General features: G+C 60.5%; 24 protein-coding genes. 17 read left to right on the top strand and 7 right to left on the bottom strand.

Features of this window, described 5'->3' with window-relative positions:
• Both K6N12_RS27075 and K6N12_RS27070 read left to right on the top strand, forming a co-directional pair.
• A partial coding sequence (locus tag K6N12_RS27075) for an extensin family protein (protein WP_131711382.1) occupies positions 1-884 on the top strand: 884 nt, incomplete at its 5' end.
• Between the two features lie 86 nt (positions 885-970).
• Positions 971-1,234, top strand: a complete 264-nt coding sequence (locus K6N12_RS27070) for a hypothetical protein (RefSeq protein ID WP_239620151.1) — start codon at positions 971-973, stop codon at positions 1,232-1,234.
• Here K6N12_RS27070 and K6N12_RS27065 read toward each other — a convergent pair.
• Positions 1,175-2,854 carry a formate--tetrahydrofolate ligase gene (locus K6N12_RS27065; RefSeq protein WP_097626635.1) on the bottom strand — a complete coding sequence of 560 codons (1,680 nt, stop codon included), beginning with the start codon at positions 2,852-2,854 and terminating at the stop codon, positions 1,175-1,177. The genes K6N12_RS27070 and K6N12_RS27065 overlap by 60 nt on opposite strands.
• A gap of 158 nt (positions 2,855-3,012) precedes the next feature.
• Between K6N12_RS27065 and K6N12_RS27060 the strand changes: the two genes are divergently transcribed.
• Positions 3,013-3,543 carry a TIGR00645 family protein gene (locus K6N12_RS27060; protein ID WP_131711383.1) on the top strand — a complete coding sequence of 177 codons (531 nt, stop codon included), beginning with the start codon at positions 3,013-3,015 and terminating at the stop codon, positions 3,541-3,543.
• Between the two features lie 94 nt (positions 3,544-3,637).
• Here the strand turns inward: K6N12_RS27060 and K6N12_RS27055 are convergent, their stop codons facing one another.
• A complete protein-coding gene (locus K6N12_RS27055) occupies positions 3,638-5,320 on the bottom strand; it encodes a COG3904 family protein (protein ID WP_097626632.1) in 1,683 nt (560 codons plus the stop codon).
• Positions 5,321-5,647: 327 nt separating this feature from the next.
• Here K6N12_RS27055 and K6N12_RS27050 point away from each other — a divergent pair, with 327 nt between their 5' ends.
• Positions 5,648-6,373: a helix-turn-helix transcriptional regulator gene (locus tag K6N12_RS27050; protein WP_097626630.1), complete on the top strand. Its 726-nt coding sequence runs from the start codon at positions 5,648-5,650 to the stop codon at positions 6,371-6,373.
• Between the two features lie 61 nt (positions 6,374-6,434).
• Positions 6,435-6,911, top strand: coding sequence for a PAS domain-containing protein (locus tag K6N12_RS27045; RefSeq protein ID WP_097626628.1), 477 nt, complete (start codon positions 6,435-6,437; stop codon positions 6,909-6,911).
• Here K6N12_RS27045 and K6N12_RS27040 read toward each other — a convergent pair.
• The 3 genes from K6N12_RS27040 to K6N12_RS27030 form a co-directional block, all read right to left on the bottom strand.
• Positions 6,908-8,038, bottom strand: a complete 1,131-nt coding sequence (locus K6N12_RS27040; protein WP_097626626.1) for a DUF2333 family protein — start codon at positions 8,036-8,038, stop codon at positions 6,908-6,910. The two genes, K6N12_RS27045 and K6N12_RS27040, sit on opposite strands and share 4 nt — an antisense overlap.
• Before the next feature lie 234 nt (positions 8,039-8,272).
• A complete protein-coding gene (locus K6N12_RS27035) occupies positions 8,273-9,346 on the bottom strand; it encodes a hypothetical protein (protein ID WP_131711384.1) in 1,074 nt (357 codons plus the stop codon).
• A 137-nt stretch (positions 9,347-9,483) separates the two neighbouring features.
• Positions 9,484-10,086 carry a thymidine kinase gene (locus K6N12_RS27030; protein WP_097626622.1) on the bottom strand — a complete coding sequence of 201 codons (603 nt, stop codon included), beginning with the start codon at positions 10,084-10,086 and terminating at the stop codon, positions 9,484-9,486.
• A gap of 235 nt (positions 10,087-10,321) precedes the next feature.
• Between K6N12_RS27030 and K6N12_RS27025 the strand changes: the two genes are divergently transcribed.
• The 6 genes from K6N12_RS27025 to aptA all read left to right on the top strand — a co-directional run bounded on the left by K6N12_RS27025 (position 10,322) and on the right by aptA (position 16,091).
• Positions 10,322-11,278, top strand: a complete 957-nt coding sequence (locus K6N12_RS27025) for a choline ABC transporter substrate-binding protein (protein WP_097626620.1) — start codon at positions 10,322-10,324, stop codon at positions 11,276-11,278.
• Between the two features lie 74 nt (positions 11,279-11,352).
• Positions 11,353-12,198: a choline ABC transporter permease subunit gene (gene choW / locus K6N12_RS27020; RefSeq protein ID WP_003592987.1), complete on the top strand. Its 846-nt coding sequence runs from the start codon at positions 11,353-11,355 to the stop codon at positions 12,196-12,198.
• The gene (choV, locus tag K6N12_RS27015; protein WP_097626618.1) at positions 12,195-13,247 is read left to right on the top strand and encodes a choline ABC transporter ATP-binding protein; all 1,053 of its coding nucleotides are present in this window, start codon (positions 12,195-12,197) and stop codon (positions 13,245-13,247) included. Before choW ends, choV begins: the two co-directional genes overlap by 4 nt.
• A 31-nt stretch (positions 13,248-13,278) precedes the next feature.
• Positions 13,279-14,028, top strand: coding sequence for a HugZ family pyridoxamine 5'-phosphate oxidase (locus K6N12_RS27010; RefSeq protein WP_097626616.1), 750 nt, complete (start codon positions 13,279-13,281; stop codon positions 14,026-14,028).
• Between the two features lie 116 nt (positions 14,029-14,144).
• Positions 14,145-14,462, top strand: a complete 318-nt coding sequence (locus K6N12_RS27005; protein WP_003592984.1) for an ArsR/SmtB family transcription factor — start codon at positions 14,145-14,147, stop codon at positions 14,460-14,462.
• Positions 14,463-14,765: 303 nt separating this feature from the next.
• Positions 14,766-16,091 (top strand): omega-aminotransferase AptA, encoded by a 1,326-nt coding sequence (gene aptA, locus K6N12_RS27000; RefSeq protein ID WP_097626819.1) that lies wholly within the window; start codon positions 14,766-14,768, stop codon positions 16,089-16,091.
• 77 nt (positions 16,092-16,168) lie between these two features.
• Here the strand turns inward: aptA and K6N12_RS26995 are convergent, their stop codons facing one another.
• Positions 16,169-17,083, bottom strand: coding sequence for an HD-GYP domain-containing protein (locus K6N12_RS26995; RefSeq protein WP_097626614.1), 915 nt, complete (start codon positions 17,081-17,083; stop codon positions 16,169-16,171).
• Positions 17,084-17,545: 462 nt separating this feature from the next.
• Here K6N12_RS26995 and K6N12_RS26990 point away from each other — a divergent pair, with 462 nt between their 5' ends.
• From K6N12_RS26990 to K6N12_RS26980, 3 genes are all read left to right on the top strand, one after another.
• On the top strand, positions 17,546-18,649 hold the full coding sequence (locus K6N12_RS26990) for a branched-chain amino acid ABC transporter substrate-binding protein (protein ID WP_097626612.1): 1,104 nt from the start codon (positions 17,546-17,548) through the stop codon (positions 18,647-18,649).
• 120 nt (positions 18,650-18,769) lie between these two features.
• Positions 18,770-20,467 (top strand): adenine deaminase, encoded by a 1,698-nt coding sequence (gene ade / locus K6N12_RS26985; protein WP_097626610.1) that lies wholly within the window; start codon positions 18,770-18,772, stop codon positions 20,465-20,467.
• 58 nt (positions 20,468-20,525) lie between these two features.
• Complete coding sequence (locus K6N12_RS26980; protein WP_239620149.1) at positions 20,526-20,762, top strand: hypothetical protein; 237 nt, start codon at positions 20,526-20,528, stop codon at positions 20,760-20,762.
• Positions 20,763-20,977: 215 nt separating this feature from the next.
• On the opposite strand, the gene bglA is transcribed toward K6N12_RS26980, so the two are convergent.
• The gene (bglA, locus tag K6N12_RS26975) at positions 20,978-22,624 is read right to left on the bottom strand and encodes a beta-galactosidase BglA (protein ID WP_097626608.1); all 1,647 of its coding nucleotides are present in this window, start codon (positions 22,622-22,624) and stop codon (positions 20,978-20,980) included.
• A 285-nt stretch (positions 22,625-22,909) separates the two neighbouring features.
• Between bglA and K6N12_RS26970 the strand changes: the two genes are divergently transcribed.
• Genes K6N12_RS26970 through K6N12_RS26960 form a run of 3 tightly spaced genes read left to right on the top strand, consistent with a single transcriptional unit; the run spans position 22,910 to position 26,376 of the window.
• The gene (locus K6N12_RS26970; protein WP_003592969.1) at positions 22,910-24,490 is read left to right on the top strand and encodes a peptide ABC transporter substrate-binding protein; all 1,581 of its coding nucleotides are present in this window, start codon (positions 22,910-22,912) and stop codon (positions 24,488-24,490) included.
• 48 nt (positions 24,491-24,538) lie between these two features.
• On the top strand, positions 24,539-25,462 hold the full coding sequence (locus K6N12_RS26965; RefSeq protein WP_071087984.1) for an ABC transporter permease subunit: 924 nt from the start codon (positions 24,539-24,541) through the stop codon (positions 25,460-25,462).
• Positions 25,459-26,376, top strand: coding sequence for an ABC transporter permease (locus K6N12_RS26960; protein WP_097626606.1), 918 nt, complete (start codon positions 25,459-25,461; stop codon positions 26,374-26,376). Before K6N12_RS26965 ends, K6N12_RS26960 begins: the two co-directional genes overlap by 4 nt.
• Position 26,377 lies beyond the last annotated feature (1 nt).

The raw sequence follows: 26,377 nt of genomic DNA, 5'->3' as shown, positions 1-26,377 counted from the left end.
GTCCCCTACCCCAGCCCCGACCGGATGCTGCCGGTTCGACCAGCCCTACTCCACTCCCTGATAAGGCTGAACCGCCGGCACCGAATGATGTGCCGGCACCTCAGCCAAAACCTGATGTGAAGGAACCGGAGACCCCTGCACCAGACCAGCCGGCGGCGGCGCCCACCGAACCGAAAAAACCCGAATCGGCAAAACCCGAACCGGCGGAACCAATGCAGGGCCCGCCGCTCCCGCCGGGCCAAGGCCCGCAAACGCCGGAGGAAGACAACAAGCCGCCCGCCGAGCAGACGCTCGAAGAGCAGCATCTGACGATCGAACCGGAAAGCGATGCCAAGCACGCCGAATGCACCGCTGCGCTTAAGGCCTTGGGCGTCGCCTTCAGGGATGTCCCACGCATCGACGACGGCAACGGCTGCGGTATCGACAAGCCGATCATCGTTTCCGAAGCCCTGCCCGGCATCACGCTGAAGCCGGAGGCGACGGTCCGCTGCCCGGCCGCACTCGCCCTTGCCCGCTGGATGAAAGAGAGTGTTATTCCGGCAGCCTCTGCCGCTCTGCCGGAGCAGGGCCGCCTCACGACAGTCAACCAGGCAACCTCCTATATGTGCCGCCTGCGCAACAGCGCTGGCACGGGCAAGATCTCCGAACATGCCCGTGGCAATGCCATCGACATTGCCAGCTTCCATTTCGAGAAAGGCGAAGATGTCGCCGTCCGCTCCCGCCGCGAGGACGCGACGCTGACCGGCGCGTTCCAACGCACCGTCAGCGCCGCCGGCTGCCTCTATTTTACCACCGTCCTCGACCCCGAAAGCGACGCCGCCCACGAAACCCATTTCCACCTCGACGTGATCGAAAGGAAAGGCGGCTATCGCTACTGCCACTGATCATTCAATGGCCGCGATCCTCGCTTGAATCGTGCAGCGAAATAACCAAATGGAAGCTGCGACTTGGGAAATGGGGTCAGCGGCCAATGAAAATCATAGCGAGTATCATTTCGGTTCTCCTGATCGTCGCCGTCGGCTTCACTTTTACGGGTCGATTGCATTGGCTTCCTGCCATAGGAATGCTGTTCCTCGGCGCGCTGCAAAGCCTTTTCATCTGGCTGTTCATCGACCCAGACTTTGAAAAGCGTCGCGAGCGTTGTCTGCTCGAGCGCTGGAAAGCCATCCCTGGATCAGAACAACCCCTCGATATAACCCTGCTCATTCAGGAAAATCCGTTCCGCCGACGGTGACTTCGGCAGCCCGGGCATGGTCATGATCTCGCCGGTAATGGCGACGACGAAGCCAGCTCCCGCTGAAAGCCGCACCTCGCGCACGGTAACGATGTGGCCTTCCGGCGCGCCGCGCAGGCTCGGATCGGTGGAGAAGGAATATTGCGTCTTGGCCATGCAGACCGGCAGCTTGCCGTAACCCTGCTCCTCCCATATCTGCAACTGGTCGCGCACCGCCTTGTCGGCCGTCACCTCGCCGGCATGGTAGATCTTCGACGCGACGATCTCGATTTTCTCGAACAGCGAAACATCGTCGCCATAGAGCGGCTGGAATTTCGCCTGGCCGGATTCCGCGAGCTCCACCACCTTGTGCGCCAGTTCCTCGATGCCGGCCGAACCCAGCGCCCAGTGGCGGCAAAGGATCGCCTCGGCGCCGAGCCTCGAAACAAATTCCTTCACTGCCGCGATTTCGGCGTCGGTATCGGAGATGAAATGGTTGATCGCCACGACCACCGGCACACCGAACCGGCGGACATTGGCGACGTGGCGGCCAAGATTGGCGCAGCCCTTTTTCAGCGCCGCGACATCCTCGGTGCCGAGCTCCTCCTTCTTCACCCCGCCATTCATCTTCAGCGCCCTCACGGTTGCGACGATGACCGCCGCATCCGGCTTCAACCCGGCCTTACGGCATTTGATGTCGAAAAATTTCTCGGCGCCGAGATCGGCCCCGAAGCCCGCTTCCGTCACCACATAGTCGCCGAGCTTCAGCGCCGTCTTCGTCGCCGTCACCGAATTGCAGCCATGGGCTATGTTGGCAAACGGCCCGCCATGCACGAAGGCCGGATTGTTCTCCAGCGTCTGCACGAGGTTCGGCTGCATCGCATCCTTCAGCAGCACCGCCATGGCGCCATCTGCCTTGAGATCGCGCGCATGCACCGGCGTCCTGTCGAAGCGGTAGCCGATGATGATGTCGCCGAGACGCCGTTCCAGATCCTTGAGGTCGGTGGCGAGGCAGAGGATGGCCATCACCTCGGAGGCGACGGTGATGTCGAACCCGCCCTGACGCGGGAAGCCGTTGGCGACACCGCCGAGCGAGGAGACCATGCTCCTGAGCGCTCGGTCGTTCATATCCATCACCCGCCGCCAGGTGATGCGGCGGATGTCGATATTTTCCTCGTTGCCCCAGTAGATGTGATTATCGACCATCGCCGCCAGCAGATTGTGCGCCGAGGTGATCGCGTGGAAATCGCCGGTAAAATGCAGGTTGATGTCTTCCATCGGCACGACCTGGGCATAACCGCCGCCGGCCGCGCCGCCCTTGACACCAAAGCAGGGGCCGAGCGAAGCCTCGCGGATGCAGACGATGGCCTTCTTGCCGATCCGGTTCAGCCCGTCGCCGAGACCCACGGTCGTCGTCGTCTTGCCCTCGCCCGCCGGCGTCGGATTGATCGCGGTGACGAGGATCAGCTTGCCGTCCTTCTTGTCCGCTTGCCCGGCGATGAATTCGGCGCTGACCTTTGCCTTGTCGTGACCGTAGGGGACGAGCTGCCCGACCGGAATGCCGAGCTTCGCGCCGATTTCGAAGATCGGCTTCTTGGCCGCAGCGCGCGCGATTTCGATATCGGATTTGATTGATGGCATGGATGTTCCCCGTCCCGGCCTACCGCGGGGCGCGGAGGCGTTTTCCCTCTCATCGGGATAGCGAAATATCGGCGAGGTGTGAATAGCACTGCGCCTTGCGGCGGCCACGCCGGATGTTTATGTGGCGGTCAACGATCGCGGTTTTATAGGGTGAAGACATGAAAGCACTGGAACTGATCATCGAGCGCATCATCCTGTCGAGCCGCTGGATCCTCGTCGCCTTCTATATCGGCCTGGTTGCGGCACTCGCCGTCTATGCCGTTTCCTTCGGCTACAAGCTGCTGAAGATCGCTTCCGGCGTCTTCGCCCTCGACGAGGCGGAGATGATCCTTGCCATGCTCAGCCTGATCGATGCGGCTCTCGTCGCGAGCCTGATCGTCATGGTGATGATTTCGGGCTATGAAAATTTCGTCAGCCGCTTCGATGAAGCGAGCGAAGCCGACAACGAAGTCTCCTTTCTCGGCAAGCTTGATTCAGGCAGCCTGAAGATCAAGGTCGCCTCCTCGATCGTCGCCATCTCCTCCATCCACCTGCTGCAGGTCTTCCTCAACGCCGACAAATACGCCGACGGCAAGATCATGTGGCTGACGCTCATGCACCTCGCCTTCGTCGCCTCCGCCGTCATGCTCGGCTTCCTGGAGAAGCTGATGAGCGTGACGTCGAAGAATGATTTGAAGGATAAGGAGTAGCCGGCGGAAGAAAAACAATTTCAGACCGGCAACAAGCAGTCGCCCACGGGCAACAGCGATGGGCCATCAGGAAATGTTCTTCCGCAGTCCGATATCAATTTGCCAACGCTGTGGCAGGAACGATCCCGGCCTTCTGATTTCCGGGGCATCGGAGACTTTCCTTCGCGTCTGGCCCACAGAAATGCAGGCCGGGCTCTTCACCGTAAGGAATGATACCATTGATGATGCCGAGATCGAATGCCTGCGAACGCAGTATCTTGTCTCGCTCGATCGACGTCGCGAACATCATCGTCTCATATGTCTGGGGACCGACGCCCATCTCGTCGAAATAGGCGAAGAATTTCGTATATTCAGCTGTCGTGGGCCGGACGAGGCCGATATCGGAATATCCGACAAGCCGCGGCATTCCGCTCATCAGGACAAGAGTACAGCTCGAAAGGCAGTATGCACCGCCTGCAGAGACCTCGCCTCCAGTCGGTCCGCTTTTGACCATGCTCGCCTTGCAACGCGGGTCCAGCGTCGGGCAGTGGGGCAACCGCGTTCTGCCAATCGAAGTCTCTAGACCAGCAGCCCGGATTGCACGCCCCATCGCAAAAGCCGCGTCCATGTCTCCGCCATAGGATTGCAGGACGACCGGCAGCTTTCGTTCACCAAGCGTTTCCAAGATCGCCTGCAGCCGAGCCGGTGTCTCCGGCGTAATCTCTCCTTCGGCAGAAATCCATTGGGTGCACTCGTCCTGGCAATTGCCGTTGTACATCAGCAGAAAATCCATCGGCCGGTTTTCCGGTGTAGTCTCGCTTGTGACCGCGGCCACATCCTGCGCCGGCGCCTTGGATACAGGTGTCGCAGCCACCACGGGCGCTTGGGCGACCGGGTGGCCGTGACAGACTGCCTCGGCCGCTGCATCCCTCGCGCAGAGCGGCATGCCGGGCCACTCATTGTAGGAGAGCATATCGGTGATGAGACCCGTCCGAAGTGCCTCCGCGGGCAGTACGATGTTGATATTCTCAGGCGTGGCGCTCATCATCAGGCCGATCACATCCTGGCTGACGCCCATTTCCTTCAAATAGGCTGTCAACGCAGCACCGGCCTTCTTGCCGAGCTTGGTGGAACTGCTCTGCCCTGCTGATTTGCGTCCAACCTCCTTGCGGGAGATTTCCTTCTTCTTGCCGTTCACGATCTTGTATTCGATGCGGTAGGAGACACGCACCTTGTTATAAACTGTCGTGATCTGGTGAACGCCGATCAAAGCCCATTGCGACGCGACACGCGACGTACCGCCGGCCAATACAAGCGGACAGGCGGAAAAACAATATGCACCTTCCGAATAGGCGTAGCCAAGCGCGGTCCCATGCTTTGTGATAGCGGCATCGCAACGCAGATCGTCGGCCGGGCAATCCTTCAGCCGTGCGCCACCGACCGCCGTCTCAAGACCGGCTTTGCGGATTATCCGGCCCATCGCATAAGCGGCCTCGACATCACCGCCCTCGGACCGGAACACGATCGGCAGTTTCCGGCCGCCGACCTTCTTCAGCATTTTTCGGAGTTGGGCCGGTGTATCAGAAGTTATGCGACCCTCTGCCGACACCCATCCCGGGCAGTCTTCCGTGCAGAGGGGATGGTGCACGAGGATGAAGCGCATTGGCGGCTGCCCTGCCTGCTTCTTCTCTCCGGCAGCCTGCGAGGTTGCAGCTCCGATCGGCAGGGTCAAAAATAATAAAACAAGTAGTATCGGGGAAAGCAGGGACTGCACGAAAAAAGAAATCGCAGAGCGCACGATTAAATTGCCTCAATTATACATGGCAAGATGCTTAGCAATTGCCTTGATCGCCAGCAAGCCGGATTTCAGCACCTGTTGCCGCCGCCTCCCCCAAGTGATTCTCTCAGTGCATCACTGCGCAAGACCCATGGCTATGCGGCGTGAAGGAGATCGAAGATACCGTAACGGTATATCTGCAAGTCAAAACTCAACTAAAGCGCGATCGCCCCTCAATAATTTTACACAATTCGAGTAAATCAGCTTGCGCTAAGTCAATTGGGACTAGCATCCCGCCGGCTTTCTGTGTTTGATAGCGTTAACATTAGGTCAGCCGGGGGCGTACAGATGTCTTATATGACTACCTCTGAAAGACAATCATCGCTTTCGGCAGAGCTTGCCACTGCACGGACGCGCAGCCTGTTTGCGCAAGCGCTCGGCAGGGTCTCCGCCGCCTTCGGACTGTCGCATGCGACCCTGATGCACGCGCCCTCCCCGGAAGACCTCCTGCTGAAACCCCTGCTGATCGAGAGCTCGCTTCCGGCCGCCTATATCAAGGAGTTCGACCGCGCCCACATGATGCGCGGTTGTCCTTTCGGCTTACGGCTGAGGGAATCCGCCGTCCCCCCGGCATGGCATCTAAACGACGCCGCCAATGGTCAAGCCTTCCCCGCCGAACTGCGCGCCCTGATGCTGCGCCATGCCATACCGGCGGGCGTTGCCATGCCGACCATTGCTGCCAATGGCCAGCGCCTGGTCTTCTGGTTCTGTGGCGAGCGCGCCGCACTCGGCCAGAGCGAGGTCAACGAGCTGGCAATGATCATTCTGCATGCGCTCGATGCATATAATGCAGTCAAGCGGAATGAGGAATGCGCGCATAACGCGCTGTCGACCAGAGAACTGGAAGTTGTGCGCTGGACTGCCCAGGGCAAGACCTCGATCGAAATCGGCCAGATCCTGGCGCTCTCGGATCATACGGTGAACGCCTACATGACCAACGCGATCAAAAAACTCGATTGCGTCAACCGCACCCAGTTGGTCGCTAAGGCAATTCGATTGAAGCTGATCAACTGAGGTATCGGAAGAGAGTCTGGATGTCGTCCCGTGATCTGGGGACCCGTGATCTGGGGGAAACGTGTCTCTTCGCTTCGAACAGCCCGTCAGCGACAAGACTGAGCAATCCCGCGCCCACATCGGCATCACTGATGCGGAAATCGTCCAGATGCTTGCTGCCTATCGCCTTTTCGGCTTCTGGCGCATCGACATCGAGGCGGGACATTTCTTTGCAAGCGAGGACGTGCACGCGATTTTCGACCTCCCCTACAGCGACGGCCCCGTCAATCTGGCCGAGCTGATGTCGCGCATCCATGAGGACGACCGCAGCCTGATCGCCCAGACCTTCGAAGAAGCGAGCCTTCACGGCGTCGGGTTCCATTTCGTATACCGCGTCTGCAATCGGCTTGGCGGCCACAAGCTGGTGCGCAGCGTCGGCCGCTTCCGGGACGGTCAAAGCGGGGGCGGCATCGTCGGCGTCACCTATGAGTTCGTCGAGAGGCTGCGCGTCGTCGGCTTCGAGGACGATACGAGACCGCGCTGCCCCGCGAAAATTTAGCGGTCGAGCACCGAGCGGATCTCGACGAGGTTCGAGCGCACCCTCAGAATATAGAAACCCATGGTGGCGAGATGGCTCGGCATGATCCAGCCGTCTTCGCGCCCGTTCGAGATGATCGCCGGCTGAATGCGCAGCGCTGCCTGGAACTGCCGCATCGTGCTGCCCCACACCGCTCCGAGATTGCGCTCCTGCACCACCTGCGAGAAATCCGCCTGCGCGGCGGCAAGGATGGCGTAGTAGGCGTAGAGCTGGCCATAGGCAAACCAGAACCGGTCGTCGGCGCGCGTATCGAACCAACCGCGGTTGTGATTTTCCGAACGTTCGGCGAGCATGTCGGACGTACCGCCGAGATCGTTGGCGATGCGGTCGATGAACTGCATGAGGTTGTCGGCGCGGCCGTCGAAAATGACGCTGCAGGCGGAAAGATCGGTGTTGAACTTGCGCAGGCTGCCGATCGCCGAGCGGTAGTAAGAGGGCGTCGGCGTCTTCGGCCCGAAGGGATTGAGCCCGAAATACCAGCTGTATTCGTCGAACTGCAAGTTACCGCGGGCGCTCTGCAGATCGTTGTTGATGCCCGACGTGCCGCGCACCCGCCCCAGCGTATCGACAAGCTCCGCCGACGTCCGGCGGACCGCCTGATTGATGCCGCGCTGGAACGACGCCTTATTATCAAGGAAAGGCGTGTGATCCCAGTCGATGCCGAAAAAGCCCATTTTATAGAGCAGCATCGAGGAGATCCATGCGTTCTGATTGACGTTGAAGTCGGTCAGGTCGGCCGTGACGTCAACGATGGCGGAACGCTGGCAGGTCTTGGCGGCTGAGCTGTTGCTTCCCTCCGCGACCGGCACGTCCTGTCCCGCGGCAACCTTGCGCTCGGAAAGCCGGTATTGGTCGACGAAGGCGGTGTTGAAATTCGACCAGACCTGCGTCTGCCAGAAGAAATAGCCGTAGAGCACGACGAAGAGCGCCACGAGCGCGATGACCGGCAGCCGGATCATCCAGCTCCGGCGCTGATACCAGCCATGCGCGGCAAGAAAGGGCCAGAAGGCCCAGGCGGAAAACAGGCGGGCCCAGCGACCGATCGTCTGGCCGATCAGCCTGAAAAAACCGGCTATCCGATCAAGCATCGTCGTCTCCTGTCAGGCGAGGCAAACGCCACAGCGCCGCGCGTCTTTTCAGACGCGCTAAGGACGCTGTAACACTTTCAATTACTGCAGAATTCCTTAAATCGATTCCGATTTAAGGAATTCTGCAGCGGGACATTGCCATCCCCACATATGCGCTCGACGGGCCGAGCACAACACGAGCCCTCGATTTTTCGGATGAATGCATCGCGACAGCGGCGCGAACGGCCTCGCGGGTCAGGAACGCAGGAAAGGCAGGCTGAAACGGAAGGACCTGCGTACCGTGTCGATCAGAGGCGCTCCCGATGTCTCCGGCAGCGGTTCGGCATAGGCGGGAAACCTGCCGGCGAATTCCAGATCGGCGCGGCTCTTGCGCCGCTCCAGATCCTGGGCGACCAGCATGCCCTTCTCGAACAGCCCGATCGGCGCGGCGATATCGGGAAAGAGTTCCGGCTTGATCCGCATCTTCATGCCCGGCCTGTCGGTATCGACCTGCGCCTGGTAGATGATCAACCGCTCCTCGACGTCGATCATCAATTTGCGCAGCAGCACGTTGCAGGCGGCGATCCGGCCGTTCAGCGAATCCACAAAGCTCTGGAACAGACCGATGAACCGTTCGCGCCGCTGGCTGTCGTCGCGCATCTCGTGCTCTCCGGCGGAAATCTGCTCGGCCTCCGCCTTCAGCGCCCGCCGCTCCGCCTCCATCTGCTCCCAATGCGCCCTGTTGCCGTAGACGCCGATACGGCCCTGCGTCGTTAGCGCCTTGGCGTTGAGCTCCTTCATCTTGAGACGGGCGATATCGATGGAATCGACCAGCCGGCGCCGTTGCTCGACGATGTCGACGAGACCGCGTTCGGCGACCCTATGCCGCCCTATGATCGCAGCGCGCTGGCCGGCGATCAGCCTGGCGAGCGCATCCGATTTCGTCAGAAGCTCGAGCAGTCGTTCGATGACCGGAGCCTCGCGCACGCGTTCGGTGTACATGCGCCACATCCGCTGGCGCGACGTCCAGCCGGCCATCTTCTCGCGCAGCGTCAGCCCCCGAAAGCTGTCGAGATCGGCGGAAACCTCGGCCGTCAGCCGGTCGAGGGAAAAGACCAGCTCGGCCTGCAGCGCGTCGAGTGCTTCAGCATCGGCGATATGCGCCTGGAACCGAGCGTTCTGCTCGAGGAAAACCTCGTCGGCCGACCGTGCTTCATCGCCGCTAAACGCGCTGATCGCGCCCACACAATAGGCTCCGTCGACCGCAACCCTCTCGGCAAGGCTGCCGGCAGCTTCGTATTGGCTTTGGAATGGCGGAGGTTTGCGCACAGGCGTCTCCAGGGAATCTCATATCGCCCAAGCTAGAGCATGATGCCGAAAAGTGTGAAGCGGTTTTCCGCCCGGAATTGCGTAAAATGGAAAGCAGGTCGCTTGCGGCGCCAAAGAAACAGGCGGCAGCCGCGTCTTCAGACCGGCTCGGCAATCCAGGCCCCGTTCATCGCTTCATCCCAATGCCTGCGGCAGAGCGAGACATATTTCTCATTGCCGCCGACATCGATCTGCGCGCCTTCGTGCAGCACTTTCCCCTCCGCGTCGAGCCGCACCACCATCGTCGCCTTGCGCCCGCAATGGCAGATCGTCCGCACCTCACGCATTTCGTCGGCGATCGCCAATAGTTCCTGCGAGGCCGGAAACAATTTGCCCTGGAAATCGGTTCGGAGCCCATAGACCATCACAGGAATGCCGAGCCTGTCGACGACGCGGGCAAGCTGCCAGACATGGACGGGCGTCATGAAATGCGCCTCGTCGACGAAAACACAGGCAATCGGCGCCCCCTCTCCGCTCAGCGTCGCGATCAGCCGGAACAGGTCCTCATGCGGCTCGAAGGGGATGGCGCTTGCCTCCAGCCCGATCCGCGAGCCGATGACGCCCCGGCCGGTGCGCTCGTCGAAGGCGGCGATCAGCTGCACCGTGCGCATGCCGCGCTCCTGGTAATTATAGGAGGCCTGCAGCAGCATCGTCGACTTGCCGGCGTTCATCGTCGAGTAGTTGAAATAGAGTTTTGCCATCCGATCTCTCCTTGATCGGTTTATTGAAGCTCATAATGGCAAAGAAAAGCCCCCTGGCGGCGATAATCACAGGAATCCCAGCCCGAAAATCGCCGAGCCGCCTGAAAACCAGGTGCCGCGAAAAATCCGCCGACGTCGCAATCGCATGGGTCGATACGACGCAAACGCACTGAGGTCGCTTGTCAAACTCGGCTATTGGTGGTTGGCTTGGGAACTTAAAGACTGGGAGTCTAAAATGAAAACAACAAGCACGTTCAAACTGGTTACTGCAACTGCCGTCGCCGCCCTCTCCGTTGCGACCGCCGCCTTCGCCGCCGATCCTGACAGCTGCTCCACGGTCCACTTCTCGGATGTCGGCTGGACGGATATTACCGCCACCACCGCCACCGCAGCCGTCGTCCTGAAGAGCATCGGCTATCAGACCGACGTCAAGGTTCTCTCGGTGCCGGTCACCTACACCTCGCTGAAGAACAAGGACATCGACATCTTCCTCGGCAACTGGATGCCGACGCAGGAAAAGGACGTCCGCCCTTATCTCGATGACAAGTCAGTCGAATCCTTCGGCCCCAACCTCGTCGGCGCCAAGTACACACTCGCCACCAACGCCAAGGGCGCCGAACTCGGCATCAAGGACTTCAAGGACATCGCCGCCCACAAGGACGATCTCGACGGCAAGATCTATGGCATCGAGCCCGGCAATGACGGCAACCGTCTGGTCATGGACCTGATCGAAAAGAACACCTTCGGCATGAAGGAGATGGAAGTCGTCGAATCCTCGGAACAGGGCATGCTCGCTCAGGTCGCCCGTGCAGAGAAAGCAGGCAAGCCCGTCGTCTTCCTCGGATGGGAGCCCCATCCGATGAACACCAACTTCAAGCTGACCTACCTCACCGGCGGTGACGACGTCTTCGGTCCCGACTTCGGCGGTGCCAAGGTCTATACCAATGTCCGCGCCGGTTATCTCGATGAATGCCCGAATGTCGGCACGATGCTGAAGAACCTGAAGTTCTCCCTCGACATGGAGAACCAGATCATGGGCAAGATCCTCGATGACGGCAAGGAGCCGGAAGCTGCCGCTTCCGAATGGCTGAAGGCGAACCCTTCTGCGCTCGAGCCTTGGCTCGCAGGGGTCAAGACCCGCGACGGCAAGGGCGACGCATTGGCGGCCGCCAAGACCGGTCTCGGCCTTTGATGTTATGAACGGGGCGGCGAGCCGCCCCGTTTCATTTTGTCCATTGTTGATTTTTTCTGGATAGGCGCGCGCTCTTGAATTGGATCACCGACTTTAAGATTCCCATCGGCCCCTGGGCAAAATCCTTTGTGGACTGGCTCACCTCGAACGGCGCATGGTTCTTCGACCAACTCGCCTCCGTGCTGTCGCACGTTATCGACGGGCTGCTTTTCGTGTTGCAGAAGCCTCACCCGCTGATCGTCATCGCCGTCATCGCCGCCATCGCCTTCTGGCTGCGCCGATCGATTGCGGTGACCCTCTTCACCTGTCTTGGTCTGTTGCTGATCATGAACCAGGGCTACTGGAAGGAAACGACGGAGACGCTCGCTCTTGTGCTGGCCTCCACTTTCGTCAGCATGGTGATCGGCATTCCGCTCGGGATTGCAGCCGCCCGCCGCGCCTGGATTTATGCCGCCATGCGCCCAGCGCTCGATCTCATGCAGACCATTCCGACATTCGTCTATCTCATTCCGGCGCTCATCCTGTTCGGCCTCGGCATGGTGCCGGGGCTAATCGCCACCGTCATCTTCGCAATCCCCGCCCCTATCCGGCTGACGCGCCTCGGCATCATCTCGACGCCGCCTTCGCTTGTGGAAGCCGCCGTCGCCTTCGGCGCGCGGCCGATGCAGGTGCTGCGCAAGGTAGAACTTCCCTTCGCCGCGCCGCAGATCATGGCGGGCCTCACCCAAACCATCATGCTGTCCTTGTCGATGGTGGTCATCGCCGCCCTCGTCGGCGCCGATGGTCTCGGCGTGCCTGTCGTGCGGGCGCTGAACACCGTCAATGTTGCGAAAGGCTTCGAAGCCGGTCTCTGCATTGTCATCCTGGCCATTATTCTCGACCGCATGTTCCGCGCGGCAGGTGAAGGAGACGGAGCATGACCGCGGTAAACTTCAAGGATGTCAGCATCATCTTCGGCGACCGGCCGGAAACAGCGCTTGCCATGGCCGATCAGGGCAAGACACGTGACGAAATCGGCGCTGCTACCGGCCTCGTGCTCGGCGTCGCCAATGCCTCGCTGACGATCGAGGAAGGCGAGATTCTGGTGCTGATGGGCCTTTCCGGCTCGGGCAAGTCGACGCTGCTGCGCGCCGTCAACGGGCTCGCCCCGGTGGTGCGCGGCGATGTCGCGGTCTCCACGGCCACCGGCTCCGTCAATCCCTACAAATGCAATGCCAAGGCCCTGCGGGAGCTGCGCACCCACACCGTCTCCATGGTGTTCCAGCAATTCGCTCTTCTGCCCTGGCGCACGGTCGCCGAGAATGTCGGCTTCGGCCTCGAACTCGCCGGCATGCCGGAGGCCGAACGCAAACAGCGCGTCGGCGAGCAGCTCGAACTTGTCAACCTGGCGAAATGGGCCGACCGCAAGGTCAACGAGCTCTCGGGCGGCATGCAGCAGCGCGTTGGACTGGCCCGTGCCTTTGCCACCGGCGCCCCGATCCTGCTGATGGACGAACCGTTCTCGGCGCTCGATCCGTTGATCCGCACCCGCCTGCAGGACGAACTTCTGGAGTTCCAGCGGCGGCTGAAGAAGACCATCCTGTTCGTCAGCCATGATCTCGACGAGGCCTTCCGCATCGGCAACCGCATCGCCATCATGGAGGGCGGCCGCATCATCCAGTGCGGAACGCCGCACGACATCGTCAAGAACCCCGCCGACCAGTATGTCGCCGATTTCGTGCAGCATCTCAATCCGATCAGCATGCTGACGGCGGCCGACGTGATGCAGTCCGGACTCGGTCAGACAGCCGCCGGCATGAGTGTCAGCGCCACGGCCCGCGCCGAGACCCCGCTCGTCGATATCCTCGATGCCCTTGCCCGCCAGCCGGGCAGCATCGGCATCGTCGAGAACGGCACGATCGTCGGTACCATCTCGGCCCAGGATATCGTCGCCGGCCTTACCCGCCATCGCCGCAAGCAGGACGCTTGATGTTTTCAATCCGCTTTGCCACAAAGCGGATATGAAAGATCAGCCCTCGCCCATACGCGAAACCGACGACGACGCCCGCAAACTCGCCCGCGTGCTTCTGCGCTCCGCGCGGCACGCGGCGATTGCCGTTCTCGACCCCGAGACCGGCTTTCCCTTCGCCAGCCGCGTGCTCGTCGCGACCGATATTGACGGCACCCCCGTCATTCTCGTTTCGAAACTCTCGGCCCATACCAAAGCGCTCGGCCATGACGCGCGCGCCTCGCTCCTGGCCGGCGAGGCCGGCAAGGGCGATCCGCTTGCCCACCCTCGCCTGACGACCCAATGCCTGGCGGAACCCGTCGAGCGCGGCAACGCCTTCCACGAGCGTCTGCGCACGCGTTTTCTCGCTCGCCACACCAAGGCAAAGCTTTATATCGACTTTCCCGATTTCCTCTTCTTCCGCCTCAAGCCGGAGCAGGCCAGCCTCAATGGCGGCTTCGGCCGCGCCTACCAGCTCAATGGGAACGACCTCATCATCCAGTCGGCTGCCAATGAGGAGATTGCCGCCGGCGCGGCAGAAACAGTGCGAGATTTAGTAGAACGGCACCCCGATGTGGCCGAGGCCCTTGCTGCCAGGCTGAAAGCGCCGGAATCGGCTTCCTGGCGCATTTGTGGTATCGATCCCTCAGGTTTCGATATGATTTCCGGCGATTTTCTGCTGCGGTATGAATTCGAAACCCTCGCTCGGGATGCCGATCACATTTGTTCAAACATGTCTAAAATAGCATACTCGATACCTTAAATTTAGGTATATACAATCTTCGACCCCAATTGCTAGTTTTTGGGCGTCGGTCAAAATCCGACTGACGGCCAGTGCCAACAAGCATGATGTACGTTTCGCATTAGGAAGATAACAATATGGAAACCACAGATTTGGCCGATCACACCAATGTGGCGGCAGCTCTATTGTCGGCTATGGCAAATCCCAAGAGATTGCTGATCCTGTGCAGCCTGGTGAAGGGCGAAGTGGCCGTCGGCGTGCTTGCAACGCAGGTCGGCCTCAGCCAGTCGGCACTCTCCCAGCACCTGTCGAAGCTGCGCGCACAGAAGCTGGTGAAGACCCGGCGTGACGCACAGACCATTTATTATTCCAGCACCTCCGAGCCGGTCATGAAGATCCTGGCAACGCTCGAAGACATCTACCTGGTGACAAACAGGAATAGATCCGCCGCTTGATGATAGCGCTGACATGAATGTCGGCCGATGCCATGCCGCAAGGGGATGTTCCCGGAGGCGCGGCAACGATATTTCAGCACCTGAACCTTATGGCACGACCGGTAAATCTTGCGATTTGCCGGTCGTGCCCTTTTTTTCTGCACCTGCCGGTCCCGGGATATGCTCAAACTCAAGGCTTCCTGTCCCGAGTGGCTCTCGGGCGTTTTACCGTTGACGCTTCAAGAAGCCCTGATAATTTGACCGGGCAGTCAAAATATGGGCGTGAAGCCCCGGGAACGGGCCGTCAGCGGCCAGGAGAACAGCATGTCCAATCGCCTCAACGCACCGAACGATCTTCGCGCCTTCTGGATGCCGTTCACGGCCAATCGCCAATTCAAGAAGGAGCCGCGTATGTTCGTCGGCGCCAAGGACATGTATTATACGACCCATGACGGCCGCCAGGTGCTGGACGGCACGGCCGGCCTCTGGTGTGTCAATGCCGGCCACTGCCGCCCGAAGATCACCGAGGCGATCCGCGAGCAGGCCGGCGAGCTCGATTACGCCCCCGCCTTTCAGCTCGGCCACCCCAAGGCCTTCGAGCTGGCGAACCGGCTGGTTGACATTGCGCCGGAAGGCCTGAACCACGTTCTCTACACCAATTCCGGATCCGAATCCGTCGAGACGGCGCTCAAGGTGGCGCTCGCCTATCACCGCGTGAAGGGCAATGGTTCACGCTTCCGCCTGATCGGCCGCGAGCGCGGCTATCATGGCGTCAATTTCGGCGGCATCTCCGTCGGCGGCATCGTCACCAACCGCAAAATGTTCGGCACGCTGCTGACCGGCGTCGATCACATGCCGCACACCCATCAGCCCGGCAAGAACAACTTCACCCGCGGCGAACCCGAGCATGGCGGCGACATTGCCACCGAACTGGAGCGCATCGTCGCCCTGCATGACGCCTCGACGGTCGCGGCCGTCATTGTCGAGCCGGTGGCCGGCTCCACCGGCGTTCTGATTCCGCCGAAGGGCTATCTGCAGAAGCTGCGCGAGATCTGCACCAAGCACGGCATCCTGCTGATCTTCGACGAGGTCATCACCGGTTTCGGCCGCCTCGGCGCCCCCTTCGCCGCGCAATATTACGACGTCAAGCCCGACATGATCACCGCCGCCAAGGGCCTGACCAATGGCGTCATTCCGATGGGCGCCGTCTTCGTCACCTCCGAGATCCATGATGCCTTCATGAACGGCCCGGAGCACATGATCGAGTTCTTCCACGGCTACACCTATTCCGGCAATCCGATCGCTTCCGCCGCCGCCCTCGCCACGCTCGATACCTACAAGGAAGAAGGGCTGCTGACGCGTGCCGCCGAGCTTTCCGGCTATTGGGCCGACGCGTTGCATTCACTCAAGGACTGCCCCAACGTCATCGACATCAGGAACACCGGCCTGATCGGCGCGATCGAGCTCGATCCGATCGCCGGCGAGCCGACCAAGCGCGCCTTCACCGCTTTCCTGAAAGCCTATGAAAGCGGCCTGCTGATCCGCACCACCGGCGATATCATCGCGCTCTCCCCGCCGCTGATCATCGAGAAACACCATATCGACGAACTCTTCGGCAAGCTGCGGACGATCCTGCAGAACAACATCTGAAGACGCGTTCATAAGCGCTTCGGGCCAGCGGCGGACAAAATCCCCGCGGGTCTTTTCGTTTCGGCGCAGAAAAAACCTCAGGTCACGGAGGCGACGGAAAGGCAGAGGGCGAATTTCTTCAGGAGCCGGCGATCGAAGTGCCCTTCATTGCCGAACATCCACTTCAGTGCCTCGCTCGCGTTCCACGCCGCCTTGTATGACCGCACCGAGGTGATGGCGTCATAGACATCGCAGATCGTGGCAATTCGCGCATGGAGGCTCAACTCTCTGCCGGACAGCCGATGCGGGTAGCCCTTGCCGTCGATGCGCTCATGATGATTGAGGCAGACATCGAGAACGATCTCCGACATGCCCTCCTGCCGCGACAGGAAAGCGTGTCCCTTCTCCGGATGGCCGCGGATCAGGGTGATCTCGTCCTTTTCCAGAGGCCCTGCCTTGTTGAGCACCTCAAGCGGAATTTCAAGCTTGCCGACATCATGCAGCAACCCCGCGGTGCCGAGCAGTTGGACCGTCTGCTCGTCGAGTCCGAGATGGCGGCTGAACAGGATCATCAGCGCGCTCACCGAAATGGAATGGAGGAAGGTCACTTCGTCTTTCGATTTCAAACGCGTGACGTTCAGGAAAACCGAGGGGTTTTCCTCCATCGACTTGGAGACCGAAGAAATCACCGGCGCCACATGCGCGACACTGATCGCATCGCCATTCCGCAGCCTGGCGAAAGCCTCGTCCAGCACCTGCACGGATTTCTGGACGGTCTCGCGCGCGGCCTGGATATCGATCTCGATGTCACGTCCCGGCAGGCCGTTGGTATCGAGCCCCTTGCTGGTGTTGATGACGACGCTGGCAGTGCCGCATTTGCGAATTTTCGCGGCATCGACCTCGCGCCGCAGCGAAAACCTGCGTTTGGACAAAAGCGGATCCTGCCACAGGCCCTCGACGGCCTCCACAAACATTCCGATACGCACCTGGCTGGCGTCGATACGCTTGAGCATCCAGTCTCTGTTTCCCGATGTGTCTATCTAATTATCTGTCTGGGTCTCTTTTTCAATACTGCGGTATTTCGGGTATCGGGGGATACTACTGCCATCAGCCAAACTAACGGTTAATGGGAAAGATAAAGACAACCCTACGAGGTGGTTTCGCTTAGGCGGAGGCGCTTCCCTTCGCAGCTTTGCCGATGAGAAATCACCGAAAAGCAGAGAAAGTAACCGCCTTCGCAGAGTTTCCGGCCGCATCGATCGCATTTCGCTTCCCATTTGTTATAAACTTGCGCAATCCCGTCAAAATTCCTAGAAATCTCGTCATGAGCCTTCCCGAGTCAAATATGGCCGGCAGCTCACTGATCGCGCCCTTGTCGATCGTCCTTGGCACGGCCCAAAGGGCCGTGGAATGATCGGAAAAACCGGCGCGGCACCTCATCGCGGGTCGAAGGACCCCACCCAAGGAGACAGACAATGACCCTCAAGACATTGACGGCGACACTCGTCGCGTCGCTTGCCTTCGCGCCGCTTGCCCATGCCGATATCACCATCGGCCTGATTGCGCCGCTGACGGGCCCCGTCGCCGCCTATGGCGACCAGGTGAAGAACGGCGCTCAGACCGCCGTCGACGAGATCAACAAGAAAGGCGGCATTCTCGGCGAGAAGGTCGTCCTCGAGCTGGCCGACGATGCCGGCGAACCGAAGCAGGGCGTTTCCGCCGCCAACAAGGTCGTTGGCGACGGCATTCGCTTCGTCGTCGGCCCGGTGACCTCGGGTGTTGCGATCCCCGTTTCGGACGTTCTGGCTGAAAATGGCGTCCTGATGGTCACCCCGACCGCGACCGCCCCCGACCTCACCAAGCGCGGCCTCACCAATGTGCTGCGCACCTGCGGCCGCGACGACCAGCAGGCCGAAGTCGCCGCCAAATACGTGCTGAAGAATTTCAAGGACAAGCGGATCGCCATCGTCAACGACAAGGGCGCGTATGGCAAAGGGCTTGCCGACGCCTTCAAGGCGACGCTGAACGCCGGTGGGATGACCGAAGTTGTCAATGACGCGATCACTCCCGGTGACAAGGATTTCAGCGCGCTCACCACCCGCGTCAAATCGGAAAAGGTCGACCTGGTCTATTTCGGCGGCTATCACCCGGAAGGCGGCCTGCTCGCCCGCCAGCTGCATGACCTCGCCGCCAACGCGACGATCATCGGCGGCGATGGCCTCTCCAACACCGAGTTCTGGGCGATCGGCACGGATGCGGCGGCAGGCACGCTGTTCACCAATGCCTCCGACGCCACCAAGAACCCGGATTCCAAAGCTGCCGCCGATGCGCTCGCTGCCAAGAACATCCCGGCCGAGGCCTTCACGCTCAACGCCTATGCCGCCGTCGAAGTGCTGAAAGCCGGCATCGAGAAGGCCGGCAGCGCCGAGGATGCCGAAGCCGTCGCGGCCGCGCTGAAAGACGGCAAGGAAATCCAGACCGCTATCGGCAAGGTCACCTACGGCGAAACCGGCGACCTCACCTCGCAGAGCTTCTCGCTCTACAAATGGGAAGGCGGCAAGATCGTCGCCGCTGAATAAACTATCGCTGATCGCCATCGACCGGGCGCCCCCTGTGGCGCCCGGTTTCGTTTGTGGCACTCGCTTGTGGCGGCAGATCGGCTATAAAGTTTAGGAATCGGTTGCAATGTGAGCAAGGCCATGACCAGCAAACTCGAACGCCTCATCGACCAAGGGGTCGGCCGCGTGCCGGCCGATATCGTGCTGAAGGGCGGCCGTTTCTTCGACCTCGTCACCGGCGAACTCGTCCGCTCCGATATCGCCATGGGAGCCGATCGCATCGTCGGCACCTCAGGCAATTATCAGGGCGAAACTGAGATCGACATATCGGGAAAAACAGTCGTTCCCGGCTTCATCGACACGCATCTGCACATCGAATCCTCGCTCGTCACGCCGCACGAATTCGACCGCTGCGTTCTGCCCTATGGCGTCACCACCGCGATCTGCGATCCGCACGAAATCGCCAATGTGCTCGGCGCCGCCGGCATCGAATTCTTTCTCCAATCCGCGCTCGAGACGATCATGGACATCCGCGTCCAGCTCTCCTCCTGCGTGCCGGCAACACATCTTGAAACCTCTGGCGCCGATCTGCCGATCGAGCGCCTCCTGCCCTTCCGCCATCACCCGAAGGTCATCGGCCTTGCCGAATTCATGAATTTCCCCGGCGTGATCCACAAGGATCCCGTCTGCATGGCTAAGCTCGACGCCTTCCAGGGCGGCCATATCGACGGTCATGCACCGCTTCTGTCCGGCAACGACCTCAACGGTTATCTCGCAACCGGCATCCGCACCGAGCATGAATGTACGACCGCCACCGAGGCGCTGGAAAAGATCCGCAAGGGCATGCATATCCTCGTGCGCGAGGGGTCCGTGTCGAAGGATCTCGCTGCACTGATCCCCATCATCACCGAGCGGCTATCGCCTTATCTCGCGCTCTGCACCGACGACCGCAATCCGCTCGATATCGCCGAACAGGGCCATCTCGATCACATGATCCGCGCGGCGATCGCTAACGGCGTCGAGCCGCTGGCGATCTATCGCGCCGCCTCGATCTCGGCCGCCCGTGCCTTCGGCCTCCGGGACCGCGGCCTGGTGGCGCCGGGCTGGCGCGCCGATCTCGTGGTTCTCGACAGTCTGGAAAACTGCCGTGCCGACATGGTCTTCTCCGCTGGCCGCCGCGTCACCGACGCGCTCTTTTCCACGCGCAAGCCGGTCGCTCCGATCGGCCTCGACAGCGTCAAGGCCAGACCGGTCAACGCGGCCCATTTCGGCGTGCCGGCCAGGGAGGGCGAGACATCGGTCATCGGCGTCATGCCGGGCAAGATCATCACCGAGCATCGCCGTTACCGGCTGCCCGTCAAAGGCAACGAAACGGCGGTCGATCTTGCCAACGACATCATCAAGGTCGCCGTCATCGAGCGCCACGGCAAGAACGGCAATCACGCCAACGGCTTTGTCCAGGGCTTCGGCCTGAAGAAGGGCGCGATCGCCTCCACCGTCGGCCATGACAGCCACAATATCTGCGTCGTCGGCGTCGACGAGGACGACATGGCGCGCGCCGTAAACCGCCTCACCGAAATCAAGGGCGGCTTCGTCGTCGTGGAGGGCGGCAAGGTCACGGGCGAAATCGCCCTGCCCATCGCCGGCCTGATGAGCCTTGAGCCTTACGAGACAGTCCGGGACACCCTGCACCATCTGCGCAAGGCCGCCTTCGCGCTCGGCGCCACGCTGGAAGAACCCTTCCTCCAGCTCGCCTTCCTGCCGCTGCCGGTCATCCCACACCTGAAAATATCCGACCGCGGCATGGTCGATGTGGACAAGTTCGCGCTGATCGGGTGATGGAATCCATAGCAAATTCCGCGCCAGCACCTATTTTGCGATATCGCTGGAGCAAATCATGACCAAGCTGGAACAGATTGAAAAATCCGTGACCGAACTCGACAAGCAGGAGTTCCAGGCCTTTTCAGCGTGGTTTGAAGCCCTTAAGGCCGAACGCTGGGATCGACGGATGGAAGGGACGCCGCGAGCGGCAAGCTCGATCGTTTCGCGGAGAAGGCCTTGGCAGATTTTCGCGCCGAAAAAACAAGGCCGCTCTGAAACACCATGCAACTCCCTCCTTCTGAGTGGCCTATGACGGCTTGCGTAAGCAGATCCGGAAGCTGCCGACGAAAATTTCGATCGGCGCAAACAAGAACCCAGACATCCATCCCTGCATTTCAAGCGCGTCGGCCGCTTTTGGTTGGCACGCGTTGGCGCGTCCTGGAGAGCTTTAGCCGTCCGCGATAGCGACGACCTCATCTGGTTTTGGATCCGCTCCCATGGGGATTACGACAAACTGCTGATTGATCCTCAAAGCCGCGCACAGAACCCGTCCAGCGCCGCAAGCTTCACCAGCCCCGAAACCGACACCGCCTCGAACCCGGGCATCTCGAGCGGTTCGCCCAACACCATGCCTTCAGGCAGACGGAATTCCGCCGGTTTGCGCGTCAGGTTGAAAACGAAGAGTAGTTTTTCGCCGTCCTTTTCCCGGGTGAAGACGAGCAGATCCTGATTGGTGCCGATGAAGGTCATTTCGCCGTCGATCAGTGCCGGATGGCTCTTCCGGAATGCGAGCGACTTGCGATAGTGATGCAGCACCGAGCTGTCGCTCCCCTCCTGTGTATCCACGGAAAGTGCCGCCTGCTCGTAAGGCACCGGCAGCCAGCTCTTTTCGGCGGAGGTAAAGCCCGCATGCGCCTTGCCCGCCTCCCAGGGCATCGGCGTGCGGCATCCGTCGCGGCCTTTGAAGGCCGGCCAGAAGCGGATGCCGTAGGGGTCACGCAGATCTTCGAAGGCAAGCTCCGCCTCCGGCAGGCCGAGCTCCTCGCCTTGATAGAGGCAGATTGAACCGCGCAGCGCCGAAAGAACCGAGATTGCCAGTTTGGCGATGACGGGTCGCTCTTCCTCCGTCACCGCAAAACGGCTGACATGGCGCATGACGTCGTGATTTGAGAAAGCCCAGCAGACCCAGCCGTCTGTCACGGATTTTTGGAAAGCTTCGACGCAGCCGCGAATATGCTCGGCGGTAAAATCCGGTCCCAGCAGATCGAAGGTGTAGCACATGTGCAGCTTGTCGCCGCCGCTCGTATAGGCCGCCACCGTCTTCAGCGAACGCGCGCCGTCGCCAACCTCGCCGACGGTGGTACGATCCTCATATTGGTCGAGCAGCACCCGGAAGCGTTTGAGGAAATCGACGTTTTCCGGCTGCGTCTTGTCATAGAGATGGTTCTGCATGCCATAGGGATTGCTGTCGGGCGCATCGAGGCCTGCATCATCCTCATCGGGCTCGTGCGGCGGATTGCTTCTGAGCTGCTTGTCGCAGAAATAATAGTTGACGGTATCCAACCGGAAGCCGTCGACGCCGCGGTCGAGCCAGAACTTCACCGTCTCCAGCACCGCATTCTGCACTTCCCTGCTATGGAAATTGAGGTCCGGCTGCGAGGTCAGGAAATTGTGCTGGTAATATTGCCGGCGCACGCCGTCCCACTCCCAGCCCGGCCCGCCGAAGATCGACAGCCAATTGTTCGGCGCGGTGCCATCCGGCTTCGGATCGGCCCAGACATACCAGTCCGCCTTCGCATTGGTCCGGCTCGTCCGGCTCTCGACGAACCAGGGATGCCGGTCCGATGTGTGCGAGATCACCTGGTCGATGACGACCTTGATGCCGAGCCTGTGCGCCTCCGCCATCATCTCGTCGAAATCGGCGAGCGTCCCGAAGATCGGGTCGACGTCGCAATAATCGGAAACATCATAGCCCATGTCGGCCATCGGCGACCTGAAGAAGGGCGAAAGCCAGATCGCGTCGACACCGAGACTGGCGATATGCGGCAGCCGGCGGGTGATCCCCTTGAGGTCGCCGAGCCCGTCGCAGTTGGTGTCCTGAAACGAGCGCGGATAGACCTGATAGATTACCGCGCCGCGCCACCAGTCCGCATTCCTGCCTGCCTGCAATGCCATCGGCTACATCTCCTGCCTCGTTAGCGCCCGCCACACTAAAGCGGACGAAACAAAAGACAACATGTGAGACCGTCATGGAGGTGCCGGAGATGTCGCAATGTGTCGTCGCGATCCAACAAAGGGGAGACGTATATAGGCTTGTCCACAACCCGTTTCCAGCCTCCGGATTTGGGGTTGCAACGCGATTCCTTTGCGATAAGGTGCGCACTGACCTGCACGTAAGAGGTCAAAATCTCGGGAACAGATGTCTAATAAAGGCGCAAAGCCTAGAAAGGTGGACCCACCATGAACCAGTTCACGAAAAAATTTCTCGCCTCCGCAATGTTTGGCACATTGCTGGCGTTTTCAGCGCATGCGGCCACGCTGAATATTCACAATGGCGGCGACCCGCAATCGCTCGATCCGCAGAAGCTGTCCGGCGACTGGGAGAATCGTATCGCCGGCGACATTTTCGAAGGCTTGGTCACGGAAGACGCCAAGGACAATCCGGTCCCCGGCCAGGCCGAAAGCTGGACGATTTCGCCTGACGGCAAAGTCTACACCTTCAAGCTTCGCGACGGCATCAAGTGGTCCGATGGCCAGCCGGTAACGGCAGGAGACTTCGTCTTCGCCTTCCAGCGCCTCGTCGACCCGAAGAACGCCGCCGATTATGCCTATCTGCAGTTCACCATCAAGAATGCCGAAAAGATCAACAAGGGTGAGATCACTGACCTCAACCAGCTCGGCGTCAAGGCGATCGACGACAAGACGCTGGAAATCACCCTCGAAAACCCGACGCCCTATTTCCTCAACGCTCTGATGCACTACACCGCCTATCCGCTGCCGAAGCACGTCGTCGAGGCGAAGGGCCAGGATTGGGTCAAGATCGGCAATATCGTCACCAACGGACCTTACAAGCCGGTCGAATGGGTTCCGGGCTCGCATGTCACCACGGTCAAGAACGACCAGTGGTACGGCACCAAGGACCTGAAGATTGACGGCGCCAAGTTCTTCGTGCTCGAGGATCAGGAAGCCGCACTGAAACGTTACCGCGCCGGCGAATTCGATATCCTGACCGATTTCCCCACCGACCAATACGAGTGGATGAAGAAGAACCTTCCGGGCCAGGCGCATGTCGCTCCCTTCTCCGGCCTCTATTACTATGTCATCAATTCGACCAAGCCGCCCTTCGCCGACAAGCGCGTTCGCCAGGCTCTCTCCATGGCGATCAACCGCGAAGTCATCGGCCCGCAGATTCTCGGCACCGGCGAACTGCCGGCCTATTCCTGGGTCCCGCCGGGCACGGCAAATTACGGCGAACCGGCCTACGTCTCCTGGAAGGATCTTCCCTATAAGGACAAGGTCGAAGAAGCCAAGAAGCTGCTGAAGGAAGCCGGTTTCGGTCCGGATCATCCGCTGACCGCCGAGCTCAAGTACAACACCAACGACAACCACAAGCGCATCGCCGTGGCGATCGCCTCGATGTGGAAGCCGCTCGGCGTTAATGTCGAACTCGTCAACGCCGAGACTAAAGTCCATTATGACCAGTTGCAGCGCGGCGAAGTGCAGATCGGCCGCGCCGGCTGGCTGGCCGACTACAACGACCCAGACAACTTCCTGAACCTCCTGGTCACAGGCGTTCAGATGAATTACGGCCGCTGGTCCAATCCTGATTACGACAAGATGATCAAGGACGGCAACGCCGAGACCGATCTCGCCAAGCGCGCCGCAATCTTCAAGAAAGCCGAACAGCTGGCGCTGGATGATTCCGCCGCCCTTCCGATCTACTATTATGTTTCGAAGAACGTCGTCTCACCGAAGATCGAAGGTTTCGTCGATAACATTCAGGACATCCACCGCACCCGCTGGCTGTCGATGAAAGAGTAAGGGAAAACGGTCCTTGCCGCGCTCTGCAGCAAGGACCGGCCCACGATCATGATCAAATACGCCCTCCGTCGCCTGCTATCGACGATCCCGGTTCTGTGGATCGCCGTCACAGCCTGTTTTTTCGTTTTGCGCCTTGCCCCCGGCGGCCCCTTCGATGGCGAAAGGCCATTGCCGCCGGTGATCCTGAAAAATCTCGCGGTTCATTACAATCTCGATAAGCCGCTGATTCAGCAGTACCTGATCTATGTCGGGGACCTGCTGCGGGGCGATCTCGGCCCCTCCTTCGCCAGCGAGGATTTTTCCGTGGCCCAGCAGATCATGATCGGTCTGCCCTATACCTTCACCATCGGTACCGCCGCGTTCCTGATCGCCATCATCGTCGGCATCGCCGTCGGCTGCCTTGGGGCGCTCTACCAGAATAAGACGCCGGACTATATTCTCGGCGCCCTTATCCTGGTCGGTGTCGTGCTGCCGAACTTCCTGATCGCGCCCATCCTGCAATTGATCTTCGGCATCCACCTCGCCTGGTTTCCGGTCGGCGGTTGGGGTGACGGCTCAATCAAATACTTGATCCTGCCGATTGTCGTTCTGGCCCTGCCGCATGCAGGCCGCATCTCGCGCATCACCCGCGGTTCGATGATCGAAGTGATGAACCAGAACTTCATCCGCACGGCCAAGGCCAAGGGCATCGGCCCGCGGCTGACGGTGATGCGCCATGCGCTGAAGCCCGCGCTCATGCCTGTCGTTTCCTATCTCGGTCCGGCGGCAAGCTACCTTCTCACCGGCTCGCTGGTTGTCGAGAGCATCTTCGGATTGCCCGGCATCGGCCGCTATTTCGTCAACGCAGCGCTGAACCGCGATTACGGCATGGTTCTCGGTACGGTCATCTTCTACATGGTGTTGATCGTGTTTCTGAACCTTCTAGTCGACATCGCCTATGCCTGGCTGGACCCGAAAGTGAGAAACCGATGATCCTCAACCCCGCAAAACGCGAACTGCTTGCTGAGGAGCTTCTGGAGGCGGAAGGCCTCGCACCTGAAGGCCGCTCGCTCACCAGGGATGCGCTCCGCCGCCTCGGGCGTAACAAGGCGGCCGTTCTGTCAATCGCCGTCCTGGCGCTGTTGGTCCTCGCCGCCTTCCTTGGCCCCTGGTTCATTCCCTTCAATTACGAGGATCCGGACTGGGCCGCCTTCCGCATCCCGCCGTCGATCGAGACCGGCCATTATTTCGGCACCGACCCGAACGGGCGCGACCTGCTTGCCCGCGTGCTCTACGGCACTCGCGTTTCGCTGGCCGTAGCGCTGACGGCAACCGTCGTCTCGGTCGTCATCGGCGTGCTCTACGGCGCCATATCCGGCTATATCGGCGGCAGACTCGACGCGATCATGATGCGCTTCGTCGATATCATGTATGCGCTTCCCTATATCCTCTTCGTCATCCTGCTGATGGTGATCTTCGGCCGCAACGTCTATCTGCTCTTTGCCGCCATCGGCGCGCTGGAGTGGCTGACCATGGCCCGCATCGTGCGCGGCCAGACACTGTCGATCAAGCATCGAGAATTCATCGAGGCGGCCCGTGCCTCCGGCCAGCGGCCATTCAAGATCATCGTCAAGCACATCATTCCGAACCTCGTCGGACCGGTAGTCATTTTCGCGGCGCTGACCGTGCCTGAAATCATCGCCACCGAAAGCTTCCTGTCCTATCTCGGCTTCGGCGTGCAGGAACCGCTGACCTCGCTCGGCACCCTGATCGCCGAGGGCACCGACGCCATGGAAAGCATGCCCTGGCTGCTGATCTTTCCGGCAAGCTTCCTCGTGGCCCTGCTGCTCAGTCTGCTCTTCATCGGCGACGGCCTGCGCGACGCGTTCGACCCGAAGGATCGCTAAG

Origin of the sequence: Rhizobium redzepovicii (genome assembly GCF_019793435.1) — a bacterium.
Lineage (GTDB): Bacteria > Pseudomonadota > Alphaproteobacteria > Rhizobiales > Rhizobiaceae > Rhizobium > Rhizobium redzepovicii.
Note: the sequence above shows the minus strand (reverse complement) of the source record. Positions and strands in the feature narration are given on the sequence as shown.

Bases quoted from the DNA above. Each gene is read 5' to 3' on its own strand.
- K6N12_RS26960 (WP_097626606.1), top strand. From the start codon at position 25,459: ATGATCCTCAACCCCGCAAAACGCGAACTGCTTGCTGAGGAGCTTCTG.
- K6N12_RS27010 (WP_097626616.1), top strand. From the start codon at position 13,279: ATGAAAGATCAGCCCTCGCCCATACGCGAAACCGACGACGACGCCCGC.
- K6N12_RS26995 (WP_097626614.1), bottom strand. From the start codon at position 17,083: ATGCTCAAGCGTATCGACGCCAGCCAGGTGCGTATCGGAATGTTTGTG.
- ade (WP_097626610.1), top strand. From the start codon at position 18,770: ATGACCAGCAAACTCGAACGCCTCATCGACCAAGGGGTCGGCCGCGTG.
- K6N12_RS27060 (WP_131711383.1), top strand. From the start codon at position 3,013: ATGAAAGCACTGGAACTGATCATCGAGCGCATCATCCTGTCGAGCCGC.
- K6N12_RS27065 (WP_097626635.1), bottom strand. From the start codon at position 2,854: ATGCCATCAATCAAATCCGATATCGAAATCGCGCGCGCTGCGGCCAAG.
- K6N12_RS26980 (WP_239620149.1), top strand. From the start codon at position 20,526: ATGACCAAGCTGGAACAGATTGAAAAATCCGTGACCGAACTCGACAAG.
- K6N12_RS27005 (WP_003592984.1), top strand. From the start codon at position 14,145: ATGGAAACCACAGATTTGGCCGATCACACCAATGTGGCGGCAGCTCTA.
- K6N12_RS26970 (WP_003592969.1), top strand. From the start codon at position 22,910: ATGAACCAGTTCACGAAAAAATTTCTCGCCTCCGCAATGTTTGGCACA.
- K6N12_RS27030 (WP_097626622.1), bottom strand. From the start codon at position 10,086: ATGGCAAAACTCTATTTCAACTACTCGACGATGAACGCCGGCAAGTCG.
- choV (WP_097626618.1), top strand. From the start codon at position 12,195: ATGACCGCGGTAAACTTCAAGGATGTCAGCATCATCTTCGGCGACCGG.
- K6N12_RS27025 (WP_097626620.1), top strand. From the start codon at position 10,322: ATGAAAACAACAAGCACGTTCAAACTGGTTACTGCAACTGCCGTCGCC.
- bglA (WP_097626608.1), bottom strand. From the start codon at position 22,624: ATGGCATTGCAGGCAGGCAGGAATGCGGACTGGTGGCGCGGCGCGGTA.
- K6N12_RS26990 (WP_097626612.1), top strand. From the start codon at position 17,546: ATGACCCTCAAGACATTGACGGCGACACTCGTCGCGTCGCTTGCCTTC.
- K6N12_RS26965 (WP_071087984.1), top strand. From the start codon at position 24,539: ATGATCAAATACGCCCTCCGTCGCCTGCTATCGACGATCCCGGTTCTG.
- K6N12_RS27070 (WP_239620151.1), top strand. From the start codon at position 971: ATGAAAATCATAGCGAGTATCATTTCGGTTCTCCTGATCGTCGCCGTC.
- K6N12_RS27050 (WP_097626630.1), top strand. From the start codon at position 5,648: ATGTCTTATATGACTACCTCTGAAAGACAATCATCGCTTTCGGCAGAG.
- K6N12_RS27040 (WP_097626626.1), bottom strand. From the start codon at position 8,038: ATGCTTGATCGGATAGCCGGTTTTTTCAGGCTGATCGGCCAGACGATC.
- aptA (WP_097626819.1), top strand. From the start codon at position 14,766: ATGTCCAATCGCCTCAACGCACCGAACGATCTTCGCGCCTTCTGGATG.